At 64.2% G+C, this 19,387-nt stretch carries 18 protein-coding genes; 6 read left to right on the top strand and 12 right to left on the bottom strand.

Annotated features, from left to right (window positions below; all coding sequences use genetic code 11):
• Nucleotides 1-2: 2 nt before the first annotated feature.
• Both rsmD and ASE85_RS00435 read right to left on the bottom strand, forming a co-directional pair.
• The gene (gene rsmD, locus ASE85_RS00440) at nt 3-542 is read right to left on the bottom strand and encodes a 16S rRNA (guanine(966)-N(2))-methyltransferase RsmD (RefSeq protein WP_056681857.1); all 540 of its coding nucleotides are present in this window, start codon (nt 540-542) and stop codon (nt 3-5) included.
• Nucleotides 539-1,957: a pseudouridine synthase gene (locus tag ASE85_RS00435; RefSeq protein ID WP_443018459.1), complete on the bottom strand. Its 1,419-nt coding sequence runs from the start codon at nt 1,955-1,957 to the stop codon at nt 539-541. The genes rsmD and ASE85_RS00435 overlap by 4 nt, the downstream gene beginning before the upstream one ends.
• Nucleotides 1,958-2,113: 156 nt before the next feature.
• Here ASE85_RS00435 and ASE85_RS00430 point away from each other — a divergent pair, with 156 nt between their 5' ends.
• The 3 genes from ASE85_RS00430 to ASE85_RS00420 all read left to right on the top strand — a co-directional run bounded on the left by ASE85_RS00430 (nt 2,114) and on the right by ASE85_RS00420 (nt 4,720).
• Nucleotides 2,114-2,572 carry a response regulator gene (locus tag ASE85_RS00430; RefSeq protein WP_056681854.1) on the top strand — a complete coding sequence of 153 codons (459 nt, stop codon included), beginning with the start codon at nt 2,114-2,116 and terminating at the stop codon, nt 2,570-2,572.
• An 82-nt stretch (nt 2,573-2,654) separates the two neighbouring features.
• Entirely contained in the window at nt 2,655-3,974 is a 1,320-nt protein-coding gene (locus ASE85_RS00425) for an AmpG family muropeptide MFS transporter (protein ID WP_056681851.1), read from the top strand.
• Nucleotides 3,971-4,720 carry a tetratricopeptide repeat protein gene (locus ASE85_RS00420; RefSeq protein ID WP_056681847.1) on the top strand — a complete coding sequence of 250 codons (750 nt, stop codon included), beginning with the start codon at nt 3,971-3,973 and terminating at the stop codon, nt 4,718-4,720. The genes ASE85_RS00425 and ASE85_RS00420 overlap by 4 nt, the downstream gene beginning before the upstream one ends.
• Before the next feature lie 46 nt (nt 4,721-4,766).
• Here ASE85_RS00420 and ASE85_RS00415 read toward each other — a convergent pair whose 3' ends face one another.
• The 7 genes from ASE85_RS00415 to ASE85_RS00380 form a co-directional block, all read right to left on the bottom strand.
• Nucleotides 4,767-5,207, bottom strand: coding sequence for a DUF6628 family protein (locus tag ASE85_RS00415; protein WP_056681844.1), 441 nt, complete (start codon nt 5,205-5,207; stop codon nt 4,767-4,769).
• Between the two features lie 67 nt (nt 5,208-5,274).
• Nucleotides 5,275-6,609 carry a bifunctional folylpolyglutamate synthase/dihydrofolate synthase gene (locus ASE85_RS00410; protein WP_056681841.1) on the bottom strand — a complete coding sequence of 445 codons (1,335 nt, stop codon included), beginning with the start codon at nt 6,607-6,609 and terminating at the stop codon, nt 5,275-5,277.
• 37 nt (nt 6,610-6,646) lie between these two features.
• Nucleotides 6,647-7,495 (bottom strand): acetyl-CoA carboxylase, carboxyltransferase subunit beta, encoded by an 849-nt coding sequence (gene accD, locus ASE85_RS00405; RefSeq protein ID WP_056681839.1) that lies wholly within the window; start codon nt 7,493-7,495, stop codon nt 6,647-6,649.
• Nucleotides 7,492-8,304, bottom strand: coding sequence for a tryptophan synthase subunit alpha (gene trpA / locus ASE85_RS00400; protein WP_056681836.1), 813 nt, complete (start codon nt 8,302-8,304; stop codon nt 7,492-7,494). Before trpA ends, accD begins: the two co-directional genes overlap by 4 nt.
• A 180-nt stretch (nt 8,305-8,484) precedes the next feature.
• Nucleotides 8,485-9,726 (bottom strand): tryptophan synthase subunit beta, encoded by a 1,242-nt coding sequence (gene trpB / locus ASE85_RS00390; protein WP_056681830.1) that lies wholly within the window; start codon nt 9,724-9,726, stop codon nt 8,485-8,487.
• Between the two features lie 99 nt (nt 9,727-9,825).
• Nucleotides 9,826-10,467 (bottom strand): phosphoribosylanthranilate isomerase, encoded by a 642-nt coding sequence (locus ASE85_RS00385; RefSeq protein ID WP_056681827.1) that lies wholly within the window; start codon nt 10,465-10,467, stop codon nt 9,826-9,828.
• 32 nt (nt 10,468-10,499) lie between these two features.
• Complete coding sequence (locus ASE85_RS00380; protein ID WP_056684116.1) at nt 10,500-11,372, bottom strand: lysophospholipid acyltransferase family protein; 873 nt, start codon at nt 11,370-11,372, stop codon at nt 10,500-10,502.
• A gap of 55 nt (nt 11,373-11,427) precedes the next feature.
• Here ASE85_RS00380 and ASE85_RS00375 point away from each other — a divergent pair, with 55 nt between their 5' ends.
• The gene (locus ASE85_RS00375) at nt 11,428-12,543 is read left to right on the top strand and encodes a glycosyltransferase (RefSeq protein ID WP_056681824.1); all 1,116 of its coding nucleotides are present in this window, start codon (nt 11,428-11,430) and stop codon (nt 12,541-12,543) included.
• A gap of 298 nt (nt 12,544-12,841) precedes the next feature.
• On the opposite strand, the gene ASE85_RS00370 is transcribed toward ASE85_RS00375, so the two are convergent.
• Nucleotides 12,842-13,189, bottom strand: coding sequence for a DUF952 domain-containing protein (locus ASE85_RS00370; protein ID WP_056681821.1), 348 nt, complete (start codon nt 13,187-13,189; stop codon nt 12,842-12,844).
• Nucleotides 13,186-15,882 carry a DNA gyrase subunit A gene (gene gyrA, locus ASE85_RS00365; RefSeq protein ID WP_056681818.1) on the bottom strand — a complete coding sequence of 899 codons (2,697 nt, stop codon included), beginning with the start codon at nt 15,880-15,882 and terminating at the stop codon, nt 13,186-13,188. Before gyrA ends, ASE85_RS00370 begins: the two co-directional genes overlap by 4 nt.
• A gap of 288 nt (nt 15,883-16,170) precedes the next feature.
• On the opposite strand from gyrA, the gene ASE85_RS00360 reads away from it, so the two are divergent.
• Complete coding sequence (locus ASE85_RS00360; RefSeq protein ID WP_056684113.1) at nt 16,171-17,445, top strand: hypothetical protein; 1,275 nt, start codon at nt 16,171-16,173, stop codon at nt 17,443-17,445.
• A gap of 97 nt (nt 17,446-17,542) precedes the next feature.
• Nucleotides 17,543-18,790: a hypothetical protein gene (locus tag ASE85_RS00355; protein ID WP_056684109.1), complete on the top strand. Its 1,248-nt coding sequence runs from the start codon at nt 17,543-17,545 to the stop codon at nt 18,788-18,790.
• Nucleotides 18,791-18,820: 30 nt separating this feature from the next.
• Here ASE85_RS00355 and ASE85_RS00350 read toward each other — a convergent pair whose 3' ends face one another.
• Nucleotides 18,821-19,294: an Lrp/AsnC family transcriptional regulator gene (locus ASE85_RS00350; protein WP_056681816.1), complete on the bottom strand. Its 474-nt coding sequence runs from the start codon at nt 19,292-19,294 to the stop codon at nt 18,821-18,823.
• Between the last annotated feature and the right edge of the window lie 93 nt (nt 19,295-19,387).

Here is a 19,387-nt window from a genome sequence, read left to right as displayed (position 1 = left end):
CGTCAATCCTCCGCCCGCAACAGGGTGATCCGGGCCTTCCCGACATCGCGCACCGCGTCGACGGCAAACCCCTTTACCGACACATCCTCACGCCGGTCGGTTTCGATGCTGATCCAGCTAGCCGGGCTGGTCCAGCCCAGCCGCGCCAGCTTGTCCAGCGCAACCTGACCCGCGCCGGTGCCATAAGGCGGGTCCATGAAGATCAGGTCCAGCGGCTTGGCCGCCGACCCAAGCGTCAATACGCTGGAGGCGCGGATATCCGGGCGGATGCCCAGCCGGTCGCCATTGGCGCGGATCGCGTCCAGCGCCGGCTTGTCCTGCTCCACGAACAGGCAGGACGCCGCGCCCCGCGACAGGGCCTCGAACCCCAGCGCGCCGGACCCGGCGAAGAAGTCGCCCACGGCAAGCCCCTCGAACGATCCGAGGCGGCTCAACAGCATGGAAAACAGCGTCTCGCGCGTTCGGTCGCCAGTGGGACGCGTGGCGTCACCCTTGGGCGCGCTCAGCGGCCGGCCACGCCATTGGCCCGAAATGATCCTCATGCCTCGCCGTCTCCGTCAGCACCGTTCCGGTCTGCGTTCTTTTCTGCCTTTTCCGCGTTCTTCCCCGCGTCTCTCAAACTCTTGCGGAAATGCGCCAGCTCATGCTCGCGCACTTCCTCGACCGCACCGACGGGTAGTTCGCCCAGATGGAAGGGGCCATAGCTGGTGCGGATCAACCGGTTGACCTTCAGGTCCATATGTTCGAGCACACGGCGAACCTCACGGTTCTTGCCTTCGGTCAGGGTCATTTCGATCCACTGGTTGCGGCCGGTACGTCGTTCCAGATTCGCCTCGATCGCGCCATAGCGGATGCCGTCGATTTCCAGTCCGTCGAACAGATCCTCCAACTGCTGTTGGCTGACCTCGCCAAAGGCGCGCGCGCGATAGGTGCGGGGCACGCCGGTCGCGGGCAATTCCATCTCGCGCTTGAAACCGCCATCGGTGGTCAGCAGCAACAAGCCCTCCGTATTCATGTCCAGCCGGCCGATCGGCATGACGCGCGGCAGGTCCGCGGGCAGCCGGTCGTAGATGGTCGGACGTCCCGCCGGATCACGCTCGGTGGTCAGGTAGCCGGTCGGCTTGTGGAACAGGAACAGGCGCGTGGGTTCGGGCGCAGCGATCGCGACCTCATCGACCGTCACGCCGTGCAGCGACGTCAGCAACGTCGCGGGCGTATCGATGACCACGCCATCCTTGGCGATGCGGCCTTCCTCGATCATCCGCTCGATCTCGCGACGTGACGCCACGCCGGCGCGGGCCAGCAGCTTGGCGATGCGCTGCGGTTCGCCTTTGCCCTCGCTGGCGGCGGCATGCGCCGGATGCGGATTGGTGGTCGGCGTCGGCCCCTTTCCGCGCGGACGACGCGGCGGATAGGATTTGACGACGTCGTTGCGTGGACGATCTGGGCGGCCACGATCCTGGCGCGGGCCGTCCGGGCGATCGGTCCGCACGCGCTCCTGGCGCGGACCATCCGGGCCAGCGGAGCGCGCACGCTCCTGCCGTACGCCATTCGGGCGGAAACCATCGGTGCCGGTACGTTCGGCCCTGGGACGATCGCTACGGGGGCGCTCGCTCGGTGCGCCTTCGGCACGGGGGCCGCGTGGCCTGGCCGCAGCGTCGCGCGGACCGGGACCACGGGTCGGACCCGCGCTGGTGTCGGTCCTGCTCCGGTCCGGGCGCTCACCGCGCGGACGCTCCGAACGACTGTCGTCGCCCTTGTAGAAGCGTGGCTTCACATCGCCCCGTTCGGCATCCCGGCCAGCACCGCGATCCGGCGAAGCGCCGAAACGCCGGCCCGATCCGCCCTGGCCCGCGCCACCCCGGCCGGGGCCGGTCGGGCGTTTCGGGCCGCCTGGTCCTCCCCGGCGGGGCGGTCCTGATTTTTTCGGCGGTTGCAAGGTCGGGTTCCTTTTCATGAGCACTGGCCATTCCCATATGGGACAAAAGCCAGCAACAGGCTGAGATGTGCCACTCCGGCGCTTGGGCGAGGGGGACTGACCGTCCGTCAGGCAACCCGGTGCGGGGGCGCGGCGTTTCATCGGGTGCATGGCGGAATCAGGGCGGATCGGCAAATGTTTTTCGGGCTGGTGAAAGAGGGAGGCGCTGTCACGAAGCGTCGCAAGGCGATCCGCACCGTGCTGGTGGTGGAGGATGAGCCACTCGTCGCCTTCGACAATGAACATGCTCTGGCACAGGCCGGCTATCGGATTGCCGCCACCGTGGACGATCACGACCATGCCGTCCGGGTCATGAACGAAGGCGGCGTCGACCTCGTCATCGCGGACGTTGCCATTCATGGCGAGAAGAGCGGTATCGACGTTGCTCGCCATGCCGCCCGGCACGGGCTGCCGGTCCTGTTCGTCACTGGCCACTGCCCGGTCGAGGCGCGCACGCTGGCGATCGGCTGCCTTGCCAAACCCTATGCTCCCCGCGACCTGATCGCTGCGATCGGCGTGGTCGATGCGTTGCTGCGCGGCGCAAGGCGGCCGAAACTGCCGCCGGGCCTCAGCCTGTTTGAACTGCCGGGCTGATCGCCGCACAGCGGGCTTGCCTGACGGCGATCTGGCCATATGGTGGCGCCCGGACTGACGTTACCGGGGGACGCGCATATTTATGACTGACGCCATACAGGGCAACCGCAGTTGGCTGGATGCCGTCAGGCCCTATGCGCAGAAAGGGCCACTCGCCGCCTTCTTTCTGGGCGTGTCGTCCGGCTTTCCTTATGCGATGATCGGTGCGACGTTGACTACGCGCCTGGCGCAGGATGGCATCGACAAGAAAGCGGTGACCGCCTTCACCCTGGCTTTCCTGGTCTATAATCTCAAATGGCTATGGGCCTGGGTGGTGGATGGCGTTCGGCTACCGGTGATCGGCCGGTTGGGGCAGCGCGTTTCCTGGCTGCTGGTCGCCGGCATCCTCGTCATGGCGGCAGTGGTAAATCTGGCGTTCGTAGATCCTTCGACCGGCCTTATCCAGACGGCCTATGCCGCCATCCTTGTGGGCGCGGCCGGCGCGACCTTCGACATTGTGATCGATGCCTACCGCATCGAAACGCTGAAGCCGGAGCAGTTGGGCGTCGGGTCTGGCATGTCGCAATATGGCTGGCGCATCGGATCGGTCGCGGCGGGCGCGCTGGCGCTGGTGCTGGCGTCACGCATCGGCTGGCAGGGCGCGTATCTCGCCTGCGCCGTTTTTGCGTTGCCCGCGATGCTGACCGGCCTGCTGCTGGGTGAACCGGAGCGGTATCGCGATCCGGTCGAGCGGCGTGGCACGGCCGAGGTCTGGCAGTCGATCGCCGGACCGCTGGTGGAGTTTTTCCGCCGCCGTGGCGCGTTTCTGGTCCTTCTGTTTATCCTGCTGCACAAGATTGGCGACACGTTGGCCAATCTGACCTTTCGCCTGCTGTTCGATGATATGGGATACAGCAATGACGAGATCGCCATCTATGATGTCGGCATAGGCTTCTGGGCCTATCTGATCGGCATTTTCATCGGCGGTGTCCTCTACGCCCGCATGGGGATGAAGCGCTCGGTGCTGCTCAGCCTGATCCTCATGTGCGTATCCAATTTCAGCTTCGCCGCACTCGCCGCGCTGGGGAAGAGCAACTGGGGCATGGCCGGCGCCATCGGTTTCGAGAATTTCGCCAGCGGTATCGGTGGCGTCACCGTGGTCGCTTATTTCTCCGCCCTGTGCGACCTGCGTTTCACGGCCGCCCAATATGCGCTGATCTCCGCCGCAGCCAGCATCGTGGGCCGCTTCCTGACCGGCACCACGGCCGGGGGACTGATTGAGCGATTCGGTTATGTCGATTTCTACCTGCTGACCACTGCGCTGGCTGTGCCTGGCATTATACTTTTCTGGCTGATGATGCGTGCTGGCCTGATCGACGCCAGCGTCGGCACGGCTGCAACGGAGGTGCGTGACACACCATGATCTTCATCGTCACATCGCTTTGCGTCCAGATACTTTGCGCCGTCCATGTCATCCGGTCGGGGCGAAACCAGATCTGGCTGCTGTTCATCATGCTCTTCTCGCTGCTGGGCTGTTTTGCCTATCTGATGCTGGAAGTGTTGCCGCAGCATTGGAACAACCGCCATGTCCGCACCGCACGAGCGCAGGTGGTGGGGAAGGTCGATCCCGAACGGGGGGTGCGGGATGCTGAGCACAGTCTGGACCTCGCCGAAACCGCCGCAAACTATATCGCGCTGGGCGATGCGCAGGCGGTGCGCCATCGCTATGGGGAGGCGGAGAGCGCCTATCGCAAGGCGCTGTCGATGGGGCCGGGTGGTGACTGGGGCACGCAGGTCAAGCTGGCGGGCGTCCTGTTCGAAAGAGGCGAAAACGCGGAGGCTCTACGTCTGCTCGATGGCGCGCCGGACCTGGTACCGGGCAGCGAGCGGGACCGGCGTGCCCTGCTCAAGGCGCGGATACTGGCCGATCTCGGCCGCGCGGCCGAGGCGCGCTTGCTATTCGAGGATGTGATCGAGCGGATCGCGGGTGAGGAAGCGCGCTGCCACTATGTGGCCTTCCTGTTGCAACAGGGCGACCGCTACCGCGCCCGGTCGATCCTGGAGGAAGTGGAGCGGCGCGCCAGCCGAATGGACCGGACCCAGCGCGCGGCCCAGGCCGACATGTATCGCTGGGCCGGCGAGCAACTGGCCGAATTGCGGAAGGCCTAGAGCAACCGATCCGATTACATCGGACCGGCTGCTCTAAGTTTTTGCTCTAACCGGCGGCGTACAGGTCCAGTGGCCGGCCAAGGTCGCTATGGGCCTGCGCCACCGCTTGCAGGCAGGTCAGTGCGCCCAGCGCATGGTCATTGCCCAGCAACGCGCTCACCTGATCATAGGCGGCGTTGGGATCGCGCAGCGCATCGCCGGTCGCCTGCATCATCAGCGCTTCGTCGGCTGTCATGCGCGCGCAGCAGCAGGGGGCGACCAATATCTTGCGGCTCGACGCGCGCGCCAGTTCCAGCATCATTGCGCGCATCAGCACCAGCGGCCGACGATAGCTGCGGCCGAACGCACCCAGCATCGCATTGGCGGCATGGGCGTCATTGACGCCGGCGGTTGCCATCCGGCGCATCACGAACAGGAACAGGCGATTGCCATAGCCACCCGGAATGGGCCGGGGGAGGTCGAGGGGGGAGGTCTCTCCATAAGCCATAGAATCGCGCCTTCTGCCGTAGTTCGAGATGGCATAATGGGCTATTGCGAGTCAGTCGCAAGTTTTATCAGTCTGGCAATTGATCGTTCAGTCGCAAAATTTCACCCGCCAGATAGAGCGAACCGCCGATCAGCAGCTTTGGCGCATGTTCGCCCGCTACGGCGCATCTGGTGGCGATGGTGCCAAGTGCCTGGCTCGCATCGTCATGCGCAGTGCAGCCGATACCCCATTTTGCCGCGATCGCGGCAAAGCGCTCCGGCGGATGATGGTCATGGCCCGGCACCGGCAGTGCATGAATATGGCCGATCTTGCCGGCGAAGGGCGCGAGAAAGCTGTCCAACTCCTTGTTCGCCAGCATGCCGATTACGAGGTGCAACTTCTGCCCCTCCAGCCGCTCGGCGGTAAAGAAGGCGCCGATTGCCTCGCCAGCACCGGCATTGTGGCCGCCATCCAACCAAACGGTTGCCTTGTCCGACAGCGATCGCAGGAGCGGGCCATGCTCCAGCCGTTGCAGGCGAGCGGGCCAATGCGCCCAGAGCGGGGCGGCCTTGAGTGCCGCTTCCGACAAAGGCACCGCATCCTGATGCCGCAGCATGGCAAAGGCGAGGGCGGCATTCTGTACCTGATGCGCGCCGGCCAGACGCGGCAAGGGCGTCTCCAGCCGACCCAGATCATCGCGATAATGGATCCGGTCGCGATAGACGGCCGCGTCCCACCCGTCGCCCTGCCCGATCCAGCGGGTCGACGCCTTGACCACTGCATCCATGATGACGGGGAAGAGCGATTCGGCGTAGCGCTGCGTCACCAGTGGCGCGCCGGCCTTGGCGATGCCGGCCTTTTCCGCGGCGATCTTGTCCAACGTGTCGCCAAGGAACGCCTGATGGTCGATGCCCAGTTGCGCGATGCCGCACACGACGGGATCGGTAATGACGTTGGTAGCGTCCAGCCGCCCGCCCAGGCCTACTTCGATGATGCAGGCGTCCGCTTCATGCTCGGCAAAGGCGAGAAAGGCGGCGGCGGTCGTGACCTCAAAGAAGCTGGCGTTCACGCCTTCGGCGATATCGAGCACCCGTTCCAGATAGCGGGCAAGCTGTTCGTCCGAAATCAACTGCCCTGCGATCCGGATACGCTCATTGAAGCGCACCAGATGAGGGGAGGTGAAGACATGAACGCTCTTGCCGTCCGCCTCCAGTCCCGCGCGCAGAAAGGCGCAGGTCGATCCCTTGCCGTTGGTGCCGGCGACATGGAAGACGGGGGGCAGGGAGCGGTGCGGATTGCCCAATCGCTCCATCAACTGGGTTATCCGCTCCAGTCCCAGCACATCCGCGCCGGGGGAAAGCGACCATAGGCGGTCCAGTTGCGCCTGAACCTGGCGATCGTCCGAAACGGCGTGGTCGGCCATGGCGCGCTGCTCCCCCTATCGCGCGATTATGTCAGATTCAGGCTGCTGCGCGCGGCGTCAAATAGCCGATTACGCGGGCCAGCGCATCGCGCAATTCGCTGCGATGCACGACCATGTCGATCATGCCATGATCGAGCAGATATTCGGCGCGCTGGAACCCCTCGGGCAGCTTTTCGCGGATCGTGCTTTCGATCACGCGCTGGCCAGCGAAACCGATCAGGGCATTGGGCTCCGAAATCTGGATATCGCCTAGCATGGCGTAGCTGGCCGTGACGCCGCCCGTGGTCGGATCCGTCAACACGACGATATAGGGCAGGCCCGCTGCATGCAGCTTCTGGATCGCCACGGTGGAACGCGGCATCTGCATCAGGGACAGGATGCCTTCCTGCATGCGCGCGCCCCCGGCGGCGGTGAAGATGACATAGGGGCAATTATGGGCGATCGCGTCATTGACGCCCTGGATGAAGGCTGCGCCTACGCCCATCCCCATGGAGCCGCCCATGAAGGCGAAATTCTGCACGCCCATGACCAGAGGCACATCGTCGATCGCGCCGCGCGCGTTGATGAGGGCATCTTGGTCCCCGGTCGATGCGCGGGCGGCCTTGATCCGGTCGGGATAGCGCTTGGAGTCGCGGAACTTGAGCGGATCTTCGGGCACATGCGGCGTGGGCAGCAGGATGAAGCCGGCGTCCAGTATCTGCTCGAACCGTTCCGACGGGCCGATACGGCCATGATGATCGCAACGCGGGCAGACGGAGAGATTCTCCTCCCACTCCTTGATGAAGATCATCTCCTTGCAAGAGGGGCATTTGTGCCACAGCGTTTCGGCGGTGGTTTCCTTCCTGGTGAAGGGCAAAGCGTTACGAACGCGGTTGATCCAGCTCATGCGGCGGTCTCCCGAATATGAAGGGCGTCGCGCAATGTGGCGACAAAGTCCTGGACGAAGGGTGCGGCGGCATCGCCATGCGACCCGATAATATCCACGATGGCGGAGCCGACGACTACGCCATCGGCGATCCGGCCGATAGCGGCGGCCTGTTCCGGCCCGCGCACGCCAAAGCCCACCGCGACCGGCAGGTCGGTGGCGGCCTTCAGCTTGCCGACGGCGATGTCGATCGAGGCCTGGGCTGCCGACTGTTTGCCGGTGACGCCGGCGACAGACACATAATAGAGGAAGCCGCTGGCGCTTTTCAGCACCGCCGGCAGGCGCGCCGCGTCGCTGGTCGGCGTGGCGAGACGAACGAGGTGGACGCCGGCGGCGCGCAGGGCGGGGCCGATTTCCGCATCTTCCTCCGGCGGGATGTCGACGCAGATGACGCCATCGACACCGGCTGCCTTGCACTGATCGGCGAACCAGTCTGCTCCGCGGATCAGCATCGGATTGGCATAGCCCATCAGGACGATCGGCGTGTCGGCATGGCGCGCGCGGAAATCGGCGGCGAGGGCGAAGATATCCTTCGTCTTCGTGCCGGAACCGAGGCTGCGCAGGTTCGCCAGCTCGATCGCCGGGCCATCGGCCATCGGATCGGTGAAGGGCATGCCCAGTTCGATGATATCCGCGCCGCCCGCGACCAGCGCGTCGAGAATGGCGGGCATGGCGGCGATGTCGGGATCACCAGCGGTGACGAAGGTGATGAGGGCGGCACGGCCCTGCGCCTTGCAGGCGGCGAAGCGGGTGGTGAGGCGGTCAGTCATTGTTGGCAGGTTCCCGCAGCGTTTCACTAAGTCCCAATATCAGCGCCAACGCGACCGCCGAGATGAGGCTTATGATGAGGTTGATTGACCGACCCATGATAAGGTCGAGACCCAATCCAACGCACAAGGCAACAATGAACCCTAGGCTTGCCGCGCGCAGCCCTCTTTTCTGGTCAGCGCTCACATCTCCACTCCCAGCGCGTCGGCGACGGTGAAGATATCCTTGTCCCCCCGGCCCGACAGATTGACCACGATGATCTTGTCCGCGTCCAGCGTGGGCGCAACCTGTTCGGCTGCGGCGACGGCATGGGCGGATTCGAGGGCAGGGATGATGCCCTCCAGCTTGCTGAGCGTCTGGAAGCTTTCCAGCGCCTCGTCATCCTTGATGGGCATATATTTCACCCGGCCGATTTCGTGCAGCCAGCTATGTTCCGGGCCGATGCCGGGATAGTCGAGGCCCGCGGAAATGCTGTGCGCTTCGGTGATCTGACCGTCCTCGTCCTGCAACAGATAGGTGCGGTTGCCGTGCAGGATGCCGGACTTGCCACCGGCGAGCGAGGCGGCATGTTTCTTGTCCAGGCCTTCGCCGGCGGCTTCCACGCCGATCATCGCGACCTCCGTGTCATCCAGGAAGGGGTGGAACATGCCGATTGCGTTGGAACCGCCGCCGACCGGCGCGATCAGCATGTCGGGCAGGCGGCCTTCGGCTTCCAGCATCTGGGCGCGGGTTTCCTTGCCGATGATCGACTGGAAATCGCGGACCAGTTCGGGATAGGGATGCGGGCCGGCGGCGGTGCCGATGATGTAGAAAGTGTCATGCACGTTCGACACCCAGTAACGCAGGGCGTCGTTCATCGAATCCTTGAGTGTGGACGACCCCGAATGGACCGGGATCACCTCTGCGCCCAGCAGCTTCATGCGGAAGACGTTGGGCTTCTGCCGCTCGACGTCCTTGGCACCCATGAAGATCTTGCATTCCATGCCGAACAGGGCTGCGACGGTCGCGGTGGCGACGCCATGCTGGCCCGCGCCGGTTTCGGCGATGACCTTCTTCTTGCCCATGCGGCGGGCAAGCAGCGCCTGGCCGATGCAATTGTTGATCTTGTGCGCGCCTGTGTGGTTCAGTTCCTCGCGCTTCAGGTAGATTTTGGCGCCCTTGCCGGGAGCAGCCTTGGCGCGCAGCGCTTCCGTCAGGCGCGCGGCATAATAAAGCGGATTGGGGCGACCGACATAGGAGCGCAGCAGTTCGGCATATTCGGCATCGAAGGCCGGATCGGCCTTCGCTTCCTTATACACCTTCTCCAGTTCCAGGATCAGCGGCATCAGCGTTTCGGCGACATAGCGGCCACCAAAGGCGCCGAAATGGCCGTTTGCGTCAGGCTGGCTGCGAAGGCTGTTGGGCAGGGCGAAGGTATCGGTCATGACAATCTTTCCGGGACAAATAGGAGGCGTTCGCGTTCGGGTCAGGAAGCGATCAGCGCCATCGTCCTTCGATACGCATGGCAGGGATGTTCGGTATCATCATGACTGAACCGCTTTGCAGAAGGCCATGATCTTGTCCACACTCTTGATGCCCGGCGCGTCTTCCACGCCCGACGAGACGTCGACCATCGGCGCGCCGGTGATGCGCACGGCTTCGGCCACATTGTCGATGCCCAGTCCGCCTGACAGACCCCAGGGCGCAGCGATGGCCGCGCCGCGCAGCAGCGTCCAGTCGAAGCGCAGCCCCATGCCGCCGGGCAGCGCTGCGCCATCGGGCGTCTTGGCGTCGAACAGCAGCCGGTCGGCGGCCCCTGCATAGGCATTGGCCGCATCGATGTCGGCACGGGCCTTGACCGAAATCGCCTTCCACACCGGCAGGTTGAAGCGTGCGCGGATGGCGGCGACACGCTCCGGGCTTTCCTTGCCATGCAACTGGAAGGCGCTGAGCGCACCGGTGGCGACCAGTTCGGCCAGCATCTCGTCAGTCGGATCGACCACGACGGCGACGCGCTGGACATAAGCGGGGATGGCGGCGGCAAGCGCCCGGATCTGGTCCGGTGCGACATGGCGCGGGCTTTTGGCGAAATGGACGAAGCCAAGATGGCTCGCCTCCGCCTGTATGGCGGCGCCGACGGTTTCCGGCGTCGACAGGCCGCAAATCTTGATCGCGAGTCGGGACATGGGCGAGCCTTTAACCCGTCAGCGCGGGGAAGTCACATGCCGCTGGCTGGCTGGTGGCCCGGCTTGGTGAGGTCCATGTCGTGCAAAGCCAGCCATTGATCGGCGTGAGTGACGCAGGCGTCGCCGAGAAAGCGGTCGAGCGCGGCGACGATCTCCGCTTCGCTCATCGTCGCGGGGTCGAGCGGGGGGTGCCAATGTAGTTCGAAATACGGGCCGCTGGTGCGGACGAGATAGAAGGGCAGGAATTTGGCACCGACTTTGCGGGCGAGCCGCAATGCGATCGACAGGTTGCCCGACGGTTCGATCGGTCGGCCGAAGGTCGGGAACCAGACCTGCCGGTCGCGCCGCTCATCCGCCAATATATAGAGGGTCGCGCGGTCCTTCTGCGTCAGATGCTTGAGCACGCCGCGCGCTGCGCCTTCGCCGCCGATCGCCTCGCCCATGTAACTGGACCGGGCCTTTTTCAGTTGGGCTGCGATCTTGGGGTCTTCGGGCGCTTCATAGACGCCAAGGCCGGGCCGGTCGGTCGACCATTTGATATGGGCGGCCAGCAAGTCCCAGTTGCCGAGATGGGCGGTGAAGGCGACCATCGGGCCGGGGCCATCCAGCACGGCCTGATAGGCAGGCTTGTCGATCACCGTCACATGGGCTTCGTTCACCAACCGGTCGATATTGGCCAATTCCGCCATGGTTCGGCCGATATTGACCCAGCGCCGGGTCAATATCGCCTCCCGCTCGCCCTCCGACAGGTCGGGTCGCAGGATGGCGAGGTTGGTGCGGGCGCGGGCGTCGCGCAGCTTCATGCTGCGACGTGCGACGTTGGCGGACAGCCATCCGCCCAGCCGGCTTGCGGCCGGCGCAGGCAAATGACGCATCAGGGAGAAGAGAAAGGGGTTGGAGAGCATCGTCCAAGCGTCATACAGCAGCACATGCAGCGGTAAAGGGGCACGGGCGACGGTGATGCTTTGGGTTTGGATCGGCTTTCAGGCACTGACCGTGCTGGGCGTCGTCAATTACTGGCGTAACCTGCCGGCCGACCGCAAGATCGAGGCGCCGGAGGGCACGGTGGTGATCCTGAGCGTTCGCGACCATTGGGATGGCGGGGCGGACCTGATCGCCCGGTTGAAGGCGCAGACCGTGCCCTTCCGTTTGCTGATCGCGACATCGGGGCAATGTTCGGCGGCCGAAGCGCTGGCGGCGCGGGAAGGCAACTGGGTACAGGTCGTCGCGGCCGGCGTGGCGCAGGATGAGGGGCAGAAAATCCATAAGCTGCGCGCAGCGCTGCGGGCGTTGCGGCCGGACGACCTGTGGCTGGTCTTCATCGACGCCGATATCGCGCCACCCGCCCGATTGGTCGGTCGGCTGCTCTTTCCGCTGGTGCGGGGCAAGGCGGATATCGCGACCGGCTATCGGCTGTTGCTGCCGGGGCAGGGAGGCATGGCGGCTCTGGTGGGGGCGGTGGAAATGCAACTGGCGACACTGCCCCGATTTGCCAGTGCGACGATGCCATGGGGGGGCGCCATGGCGCTGTCCCGTGCGGTTGCAGACCGGCTGGATCTGGATGCGGCGCTGGCGGGGCGCCTGTCCGATGATATGAGCATCGGGCTGGCCGGCTGGCGTGCGAAGCTGCGGCTGCGGCCGGTGCGGGACCTGCTGGTGGCCAGTCCGCTGGAGGGCGGCATCGCGGAGTTGCTGGGCTTTGGCGTGCGGCAATATCGGCATATCGTCACCAACAGCGTCGGCATGTGGGCGCTGGCGACGGGCGTGGTCGCGGTACAGGCGGCGTTCTGGCTGTGGGCCTTGGTCTGGGGCGGCTGGACGGCGATTGCGATCGGCTATGGCGCCGCCTGGAGTCGGGCGCTGGTGCGGCGGCGGATCATCGCGGCTGTGCTGGAACCGGCGCAAATGGCGCAGGCCCGGCGCTCACTCTTTTGGGACTTGGTTGCGCCCTTTGTGGTGACATGGGCGCATCTGGCGGTGCAGGGGCAGGCCGCCCTTTCCAGTCGTATCCGTTGGGGTGGCTGGGCCTATCGGGTCAGGCGTGGCAAGGTGGTGGACATGGTACGCAACGCTTAACTTCGCACATTTCCCGCTGATCCTGAAATTTCGATGCGGGAATAGGATATTTTATGTCACCCGCGCCTACGTTACCCGTTCCCTTCGTTAATGTATGGTGCGTTCCCCGGCCTGTGCCAGGGAAAGCGTATACTAGAGCGCGCTGCGTTAAATCCGATGCAGGTCGTGCGCTCTAGTTTTTTGTTTTCGCATCGTTTTAAGCGAAAAACCGGTTCCCACTTTTTCGCACGATGCTCCAGCGTTTGGATGACATATCAGCAGCGGGCTCGGTAGGACAGCGCAGCCGCGAGAACGGGTTTCAAAACCCCGCCGGGAACAGATGCGCGCCGTCATCACCGATGCGCAGCACGACCTTACCGGCGACCGCGCTGATCGGCAGGTCGCCATAAAGGTGGGGGAAGAGCGCGCCGCCGCGCGACTTTTCCCATTTGATCGCATCGCCAAAAGGCGCGAGGTCGATCATCAGCATGACGAGGCGATCCTGACCCGCGAAATGTTTGGCGACCGTTTCGGCCGCCTGATCGCGGGTCGACATATGGATATAGCCGTCCGTCAGGTCGATCGGTGCGCCCTTGAACACGCCGTCGGCCTTGAACTGGTCATATTGATCCGCCGTCAGCACCTTGTAGGCGAAGAGGTCGCTCACGCTTCGCCTGTTTCCGAACCGGCTTCCGGAACATCCGGCGTTTCGCCCTCTTCGCTTTCCTCGATCTTCGCGGCGCTGACGACATGCTCGTTCTTGGCCACATCGAACAGGCGCACGCCAGCCGAATTGCGGCTGATGACGCGCAGGCTGTCGAGGCCCATTCGGATCAGCTTCGCCTGATCGGTGACGAGCATCAACTGGTTGGCCTGCGTGGCGGAGAAGCTGGCGACGACATTGCCGTTGCGGGCGATATTGTCGATATTGGTGATGCCCTGACCGCCACGGCCGGTGCGGCGATAGTCATAGGCCGATGACAGCTTGCCATAACCATTGGTGCAGACGGTCAGGATGAACTGTTCCGCCGCAGCAAATTGCGCGGCGCGTTCCGCCGGCAGAGTGGATTCGGCGTCATTGTCCTTCCACGGGGCAGCGCGCAGATAGGCTTCGCGTTCGTCCGGGGTGGCGTCGAAGCCTTTGAGGATCGACAGCGAGATCACCTCGTCATCGGCCTTTAGCGTCATGCCGCGCACGCCGGTCGAGGTGCGGCTCTGGAATTCGCGCACATCGGTCGCGGCGAAGCGGATCGCCTTGCCCTGGCGGGTGGCGAGCAGAACGTCATCTTCTTCGGTCAGCAACGCCACGCCGATCAGACGGTCATCGCTGCCTTCGTCGAAACGCATGGCGAGTTTGCCGTTGGACGGCACATTGGCGAAGGCGTCCATGCTGTTACGGCGCACGGTGCCGTTCGCAGTCGCGAACATGACGTGCAGATCCTTCCAGCTATCCTCGTCCTCCGGCAGCGGTAGCACGGTGCGGATGGTTTCGCCCGGACCCAGCGGCAGCAGGTTGACCATCGGACGGCCACGGGTGGCAGGACCGCCTTCGGGCAGGCGCCATACCTTCATGCGATAGACCTTGCCGGCGGTGGAGAAGAACAGCACCGGCGTATGGGTCGACGTCACGAACATTTCGGTGACGGCGTCCTCATCCTTGGTCGCCATGCCCGAACGACCCTTGCCACCGCGCGCCTGCGCCCGGAAGCTTTCGAGCGGGGTACGCTTGATATAGCCCTGCACGGTGACGGTGACGACCATCTCCTCACGCTCGATCAGGTCTTCGTCCTCGATGCCGTCGGCGGCAGCGGTGATTTCGGACAGGCGCGGGGTCGCGAATTCCTTCTCGATCGCTTCCAGCTCTTCGCGCATCACGGCGTAGAGCTTCACCCGGTCGCCCAGGATGGCGAGATATTCGGCGATGGCTTCGGCCAGTTCGGCCAGTTCCTTGCCGATTTCGTCACGGCCCAGCGCGGTGAGGCGATGCAGGCGCAGGTCGAGGATCGCGCGAACCTGAATGTCCGACAGCTTGTAGACGTCGCCATGGACGTCCGTTTCGATCGCTTCGACCAGACGCAGATAGGGTGCGATCTCGCCGATCGGCCATTCGCGCGCCAACAGCTTTTCGCGGGCTTCGGCCGGGCTGGACGACCCACGGATGATCTTGACCATCTCGTCCAGATTGCTGACCGCGACGACGAGGCCCAGCAAGATATGCGCCCGGTCACGCGCCTTGTTGAGTTCGAACTTGGTGCGTCGGGTGATGACCTCTTCGCGGAACTTGACGAAGGCTTCGATAATCTCGCGCAGGCCCAGCAGTTCGGGGCGGCCGCCGCGGATCGCCAGCATGTTGGCGGGGAAGCTCGATTGGGCAGGGGTGTTGCGCCACAACTGGTTCAGCACGACTTCCGGCGTGGCGTCGCGCTTGAGGTCCATGACGATGCGCACACCTTCGCGGCTGGATTCGTCGCGAATGTCGCTGATGCCTTCGATCCGCTTGTCCTTGGCGGCTTCGGCGATCTTTTCAACGAGGCCGTTCTTGCCGACCTGATAGGGGATGGCGGTCAGGACGATGGATTCCCGGTCGCCGCGTCCGCTTTCGACTATATGGCGCGAGCGCATCATGATGGAGCCACGCCCGGTATGATAGGCGCTGCGCGCACCCGACTGGCCCAGGATCAGCGGCGCGGTCGGGAAATCGGGGCCGGGGACGATCTGGATCAGTTCGTCCGTGGTGATGCCGGGATTGTCGATATAGGCCAAGCACGCCCGCAGCACTTCGCCCAGATTGTGCGGCGGGATATTGGTCGCCATACCGACCGCGATGCCGCCTGCGCCGTTGACCAGCAGGTTGGGAAAGCGCGCGGGCAGCACCTGCGGCTCGCTTTCGGAGGCGTCATAGTTCGGCGTGAAATCGACCGTGTCCTTGTCGAGATCGTCCAGCAGCGCCGTCGCGACCTTCGCCAGGCGCGCTTCGGTGTAGCGCATCGCGGCTGGCGGATCGGGGTCCATTGAACCGAAGTTGCCCTGACCGTCGATCAACGGCACCCGCATCGACCAGTCCTGCGTCATGCGGGCCAATGCGTCGTAGATCGAGCTGTCGCCATGGGGATGATATTTACCCATGACTTCACCGACCAGACGCGCGGATTTACGATAGGGGCGGTTGTAGACGAAGCCCGATTCCTGGGCTGAGAAGAGAATGCGACGATGCACCGGCTTCAACCCGTCGCGCACGTCCGGCAGGGCGCGGGCGACGATGACGGACATGGCATAGTCGAGATAGCTGGCCTTCATCTCGTCCACGATGGAGATGGGGCTGATGTCCGAAGGGTCGGCGAGGACAGTCTCGTCGGTCAATGCGATTCTCTTTTTCAGGATGGACTCTGTTGCCCGATCCCTAGCCGAGCGAAACAAATCTGTCACCCCTTGGCCCGTAGGGCGCATGACCCGTCGCGCCCGCATGTGCATGCAGGACGCCATGATGCACGGATATGATCGCAGGCGGAACGAAAGGGGCGCATAACTGTTGCAAAATCGGACGATATAGGCTGTTCAATGGCCGTTCACGCGCCGCCCCCTAATCGGCGTTCAATCGCGAAATATCGCCTGTCGTCCTCCGACAGGCGCGCAGAGGAGATGAGGATCATGCGTTTTGTTACCCCGGTGGCGCTCGCGCTGGCTTTGGCGATGACGAGCGGCGCCGTTTCGGCGCCCGCCTTTGCCGCGAAGAAGGAAGAGAAGAAGGCCGGACCGAAGCTCAACGTTTCGCCCGACGTCATCAAGGCGCTTCAGGTCGCGCAGAAGGCCGCCGAAGCGCAGGATTTTGCCGGCGCCAAGGCGGCACTGGCCGAAGCGGACAGCAAGGCGACGTCGAATGACGACAAATATCAGATCGGCGCGATCAAGCTGAACGCTTCGATTGCTTCCAAGGACAGCGCGCTGCAAAGCGAAGCGCTGACCCAGATGCTGGACAGCGGCCTGACCCCGCCCGAACAGGCCGGCCAGTTCAACGCCATCGCCGCCGATCAGGCGATGCAGGCGAAAAATTACGACCTCGCCATCCAGCGCGGCGAAGCGGCGCTGGCAGCGGGTTACAAGGCCGAGGCGGTGCAGCCGACGCTGGCGCAGGCCTATTTCGGCAAGGCAGGCACCGGCAACGGTTCGGTCGAACCGGCGCGTGGGTTCAACCAGAAGGGGCTGGCCGCGCTGAAGGCTGCGGCCGCCGCGTCCAAGGCGGCGGGTCAGCCGGTGCCGGCACAATGGTATCAGATCGGCGTCAGCCGCGCCGAGGCCGCCAAGCTCCCGGAAGTGACCGAATGGGCGACCATGGCCTATCAGGCGGAACCCAGTGGCCAGAATTTGCGCACGCTCGTACGCTTGTTCCAGCGCGCCAATCCGACCATTTCGAACCGCGAAAATCTCGACGTGCTGCGCGTCCTGGGTGCGTCGGATGGTCTGGTGATCGCGGCCGACTTTACCGAATATGCCGAAATGGCGTCGAAGACCGGCATCTATGGCGAAGTGAAGTCGGTGATCGACAAGGGCCGGTCAAAGGGCGTGCTGAATGCCAGCGCTGCCGGCGACATCTATCAGGCGGCAACGTCGAAGATCGCGGGTGACAAGGCTTCGCTGGGTTCGGCCGAAGCCGATGCGAAGAAGGGCGCGAACGGCAAGATCGCCGCAGCGACCGGTGACGCCTATCTGGGCTATGCCGACTATGCCAAGGCCGTGACGATGTTCGAACTGGCCAAGCAGAAGGGCGGCGTCGACGCGGACGAAGTGAATACGCGCATCGGCATCGCCAAGACGCTGAGCGGCGACAATGCCGGTGCCAAGGCTTCGTTCGAAGCGGTGCAGGCCGGATCGCGCAAGCAGGTCGCCAACCTCTGGCTCGCCTATCTGAGCACCAAGGGCGCCTGATATCTTTCAAAGCGAAGGCGCCATGGTCGCGTGCGGCCATGGCGCCTTCGCTTTCCTGTTTTTTACTATGATTGATTTGGGGGAGGCCGGGGCGGCCATGCGTAATTCTATCCTGATTTCCCGCCTGCCGATGGCGGCGCTGCTGCTCGCGACCATGACGATCGCGACCCCGGCCATCGCGAAAAAGAAGCTGGTGGTGAGCGGTCCGCCGATTACGATGTCCGATGACTTTCGTGCCAGCGTCCAGGCGGCCGAGGCAGCGCTGAAGGCGCGCGACGCGACGACCGCCGGCACGCGAATCTCCGCGCTGATGCCGAGCAATGATTTCGAATCCTACATTGCGGCGGGACTGCGGTTCCAACTGGCGGTCCAGCGTCGTGACGTGCAGGCGCAGCGGATCGCACTGACCGACCTGTTCAAGACCACCGCATTGCCGCGCAGCGAGGCGCCCCGGTTGCGCTATGTCGCCGGCTATCTGTCCTATTTGGTCGGCAATTATCAGGACGCGACCGCCCAGCTCGATTATGCCAGGACGCTGGGCTATGACGGCGTCGATGCGACCATGTTGCGTGCCGACATCGCCCTGCGCCGCAACAAGCCCAAGGAAGCCCGTCCCTTCGTCCAGGCGGCGATCGCGCAGCAGAAGGCGGCCGGCCAGCCGGTGCCGCTCGCCTGGACCGACCGAGCGATTTCCATGGCCTATCAGGCTGGCGACTGGACCGAAGTGGGTCAGCTTTATCGGGAGCGGCTGAACCAGCAGGACGGCAAGGAACAATGGCGGTCCGCGCTGGTCAATTATCAGGCAGCGGCCGAACTGGAGCCGCAATTGCAGCTCGACCTGTACCGCTTGCAGGCGGCGAATGGCGCGATGGCGAGCGAACGCGACTATCAGAATTACGCGCAGGCGGCGGAAAAGTCCGGCTATTATGCGGAGGCCAAGGCGATCATCGAGTCCGGCCGCAGCGCCGGCAAGCTGACCCCGACGCAAAGCGTGACCAGCCAGTTGCTCAAGAGCGTCACGCCCAAGGCGGTCAAGGAAATCGCGGCGCTGCCGGCGCAGGCCAAGAAAGCGGCGGCGTCTGGCAATGGCAAGGATGCGCTGGCCGTGGCGGACAGCTATTTCTCGCTCAGCCAGTTTCCACAGGCGGTCGAACAATATCGGCTGGCGCTGGGCAAGGGCGGCGTCGATGCCGGCCGCACCAACGCCCGTCTGGGCGTGGCGCTGGCGCGGTCCGGTGATCTGGCCAATGCGCAGGCGACACTGGCGCAGGTGACCGGCGACTGGACCGCGATTGCGGGCTTCTGGACCCTGTGGGCCGAACATCAGGACCGCAAGGCGGGGTGATGACGGCGGCGATCCTGCCTGCCCGTCGGTTCAGACGGGCAGGGGGACGCCGGGCAGGTTCTTCGACGTGCGGATGGTCAGCGACGTCTTGACGCTGACCACATTGGGAGCCGGCGTCAGCTTCGACGTCAGGAATTGCTGGAAGCTTTGCAGGTCGGGCGCGACGACTTTCAGGATGAAGTCGATCTCGCCGTTCAGCATATGGCATTCGCGCACTTCGGGCAGCGACGCGACATGGTCCTGAAACGCCTTCAGGTCTGCTTCGGCCTGGCTTTTCAGGCTGACCATGGCGAAGACGGTGATGGTGTAGCCCAGCATCGCCGGGTCGACGACGGCATGATAGGATTTGATCGCCCCGGCTTCCTCCAGCGCGCGAACGCGGCGCAGGCAGGGCGGCGCGGTCAGGCCGACCTTGCGCGCCAATTCCACATTGGTCATCCTGCCGTCCTGTTGCAATTCTCCCAGGATCTGCATGTCGATGTCGTCGATATTGGGGCCGGCCATTATTTCGATTATTTCCTGTCCTGTTTGTACGAGCCATCATAATAATATTTCAGGGCATTGCAATTGTCCCACTATGCGACGATCGCTTTCGTT

It is taken from the genome of Sphingobium sp. Leaf26, assembly GCF_001421665.1.
GTDB lineage: Bacteria > Pseudomonadota > Alphaproteobacteria > Sphingomonadales > Sphingomonadaceae > Sphingobium.
This window is presented reverse-complemented; position numbering and strand designations above follow the sequence as displayed.

Excerpts from the sequence above, each read along its gene's own strand:
- rsmD (WP_056681857.1), bottom strand. The coding sequence starts at position 542 with ATGAGGATCATTTCGGGCCAATGGCGTGGCCGGCCGCTGAGCGCGCCC.
- ASE85_RS00435 (WP_443018459.1), bottom strand. The coding sequence starts at position 1,957 with ATGAAAAGGAACCCGACCTTGCAACCGCCGAAAAAATCAGGACCGCCC.
- ASE85_RS00430 (WP_056681854.1), top strand. The coding sequence starts at position 2,114 with ATGTTTTTCGGGCTGGTGAAAGAGGGAGGCGCTGTCACGAAGCGTCGC.
- ASE85_RS00425 (WP_056681851.1), top strand. The coding sequence starts at position 2,655 with ATGACTGACGCCATACAGGGCAACCGCAGTTGGCTGGATGCCGTCAGG.
- ASE85_RS00420 (WP_056681847.1), top strand. The coding sequence starts at position 3,971 with ATGATCTTCATCGTCACATCGCTTTGCGTCCAGATACTTTGCGCCGTC.
- ASE85_RS00415 (WP_056681844.1), bottom strand. The coding sequence starts at position 5,207 with ATGGCTTATGGAGAGACCTCCCCCCTCGACCTCCCCCGGCCCATTCCG.
- ASE85_RS00410 (WP_056681841.1), bottom strand. The coding sequence starts at position 6,609 with ATGGCCGACCACGCCGTTTCGGACGATCGCCAGGTTCAGGCGCAACTG.
- accD (WP_056681839.1), bottom strand. The coding sequence starts at position 7,495 with ATGAGCTGGATCAACCGCGTTCGTAACGCTTTGCCCTTCACCAGGAAG.
- trpA (WP_056681836.1), bottom strand. The coding sequence starts at position 8,304 with ATGACTGACCGCCTCACCACCCGCTTCGCCGCCTGCAAGGCGCAGGGC.
- trpB (WP_056681830.1), bottom strand. The coding sequence starts at position 9,726 with ATGACCGATACCTTCGCCCTGCCCAACAGCCTTCGCAGCCAGCCTGAC.
- ASE85_RS00385 (WP_056681827.1), bottom strand. The coding sequence starts at position 10,467 with ATGTCCCGACTCGCGATCAAGATTTGCGGCCTGTCGACGCCGGAAACC.
- ASE85_RS00380 (WP_056684116.1), bottom strand. The coding sequence starts at position 11,372 with ATGCTCTCCAACCCCTTTCTCTTCTCCCTGATGCGTCATTTGCCTGCG.
- ASE85_RS00375 (WP_056681824.1), top strand. The coding sequence starts at position 11,428 with ATGCTTTGGGTTTGGATCGGCTTTCAGGCACTGACCGTGCTGGGCGTC.
- ASE85_RS00360 (WP_056684113.1), top strand. The coding sequence starts at position 16,171 with ATGCGTTTTGTTACCCCGGTGGCGCTCGCGCTGGCTTTGGCGATGACG.
- ASE85_RS00355 (WP_056684109.1), top strand. The coding sequence starts at position 17,543 with ATGCGTAATTCTATCCTGATTTCCCGCCTGCCGATGGCGGCGCTGCTG.
- ASE85_RS00350 (WP_056681816.1), bottom strand. The coding sequence starts at position 19,294 with ATGGCCGGCCCCAATATCGACGACATCGACATGCAGATCCTGGGAGAA.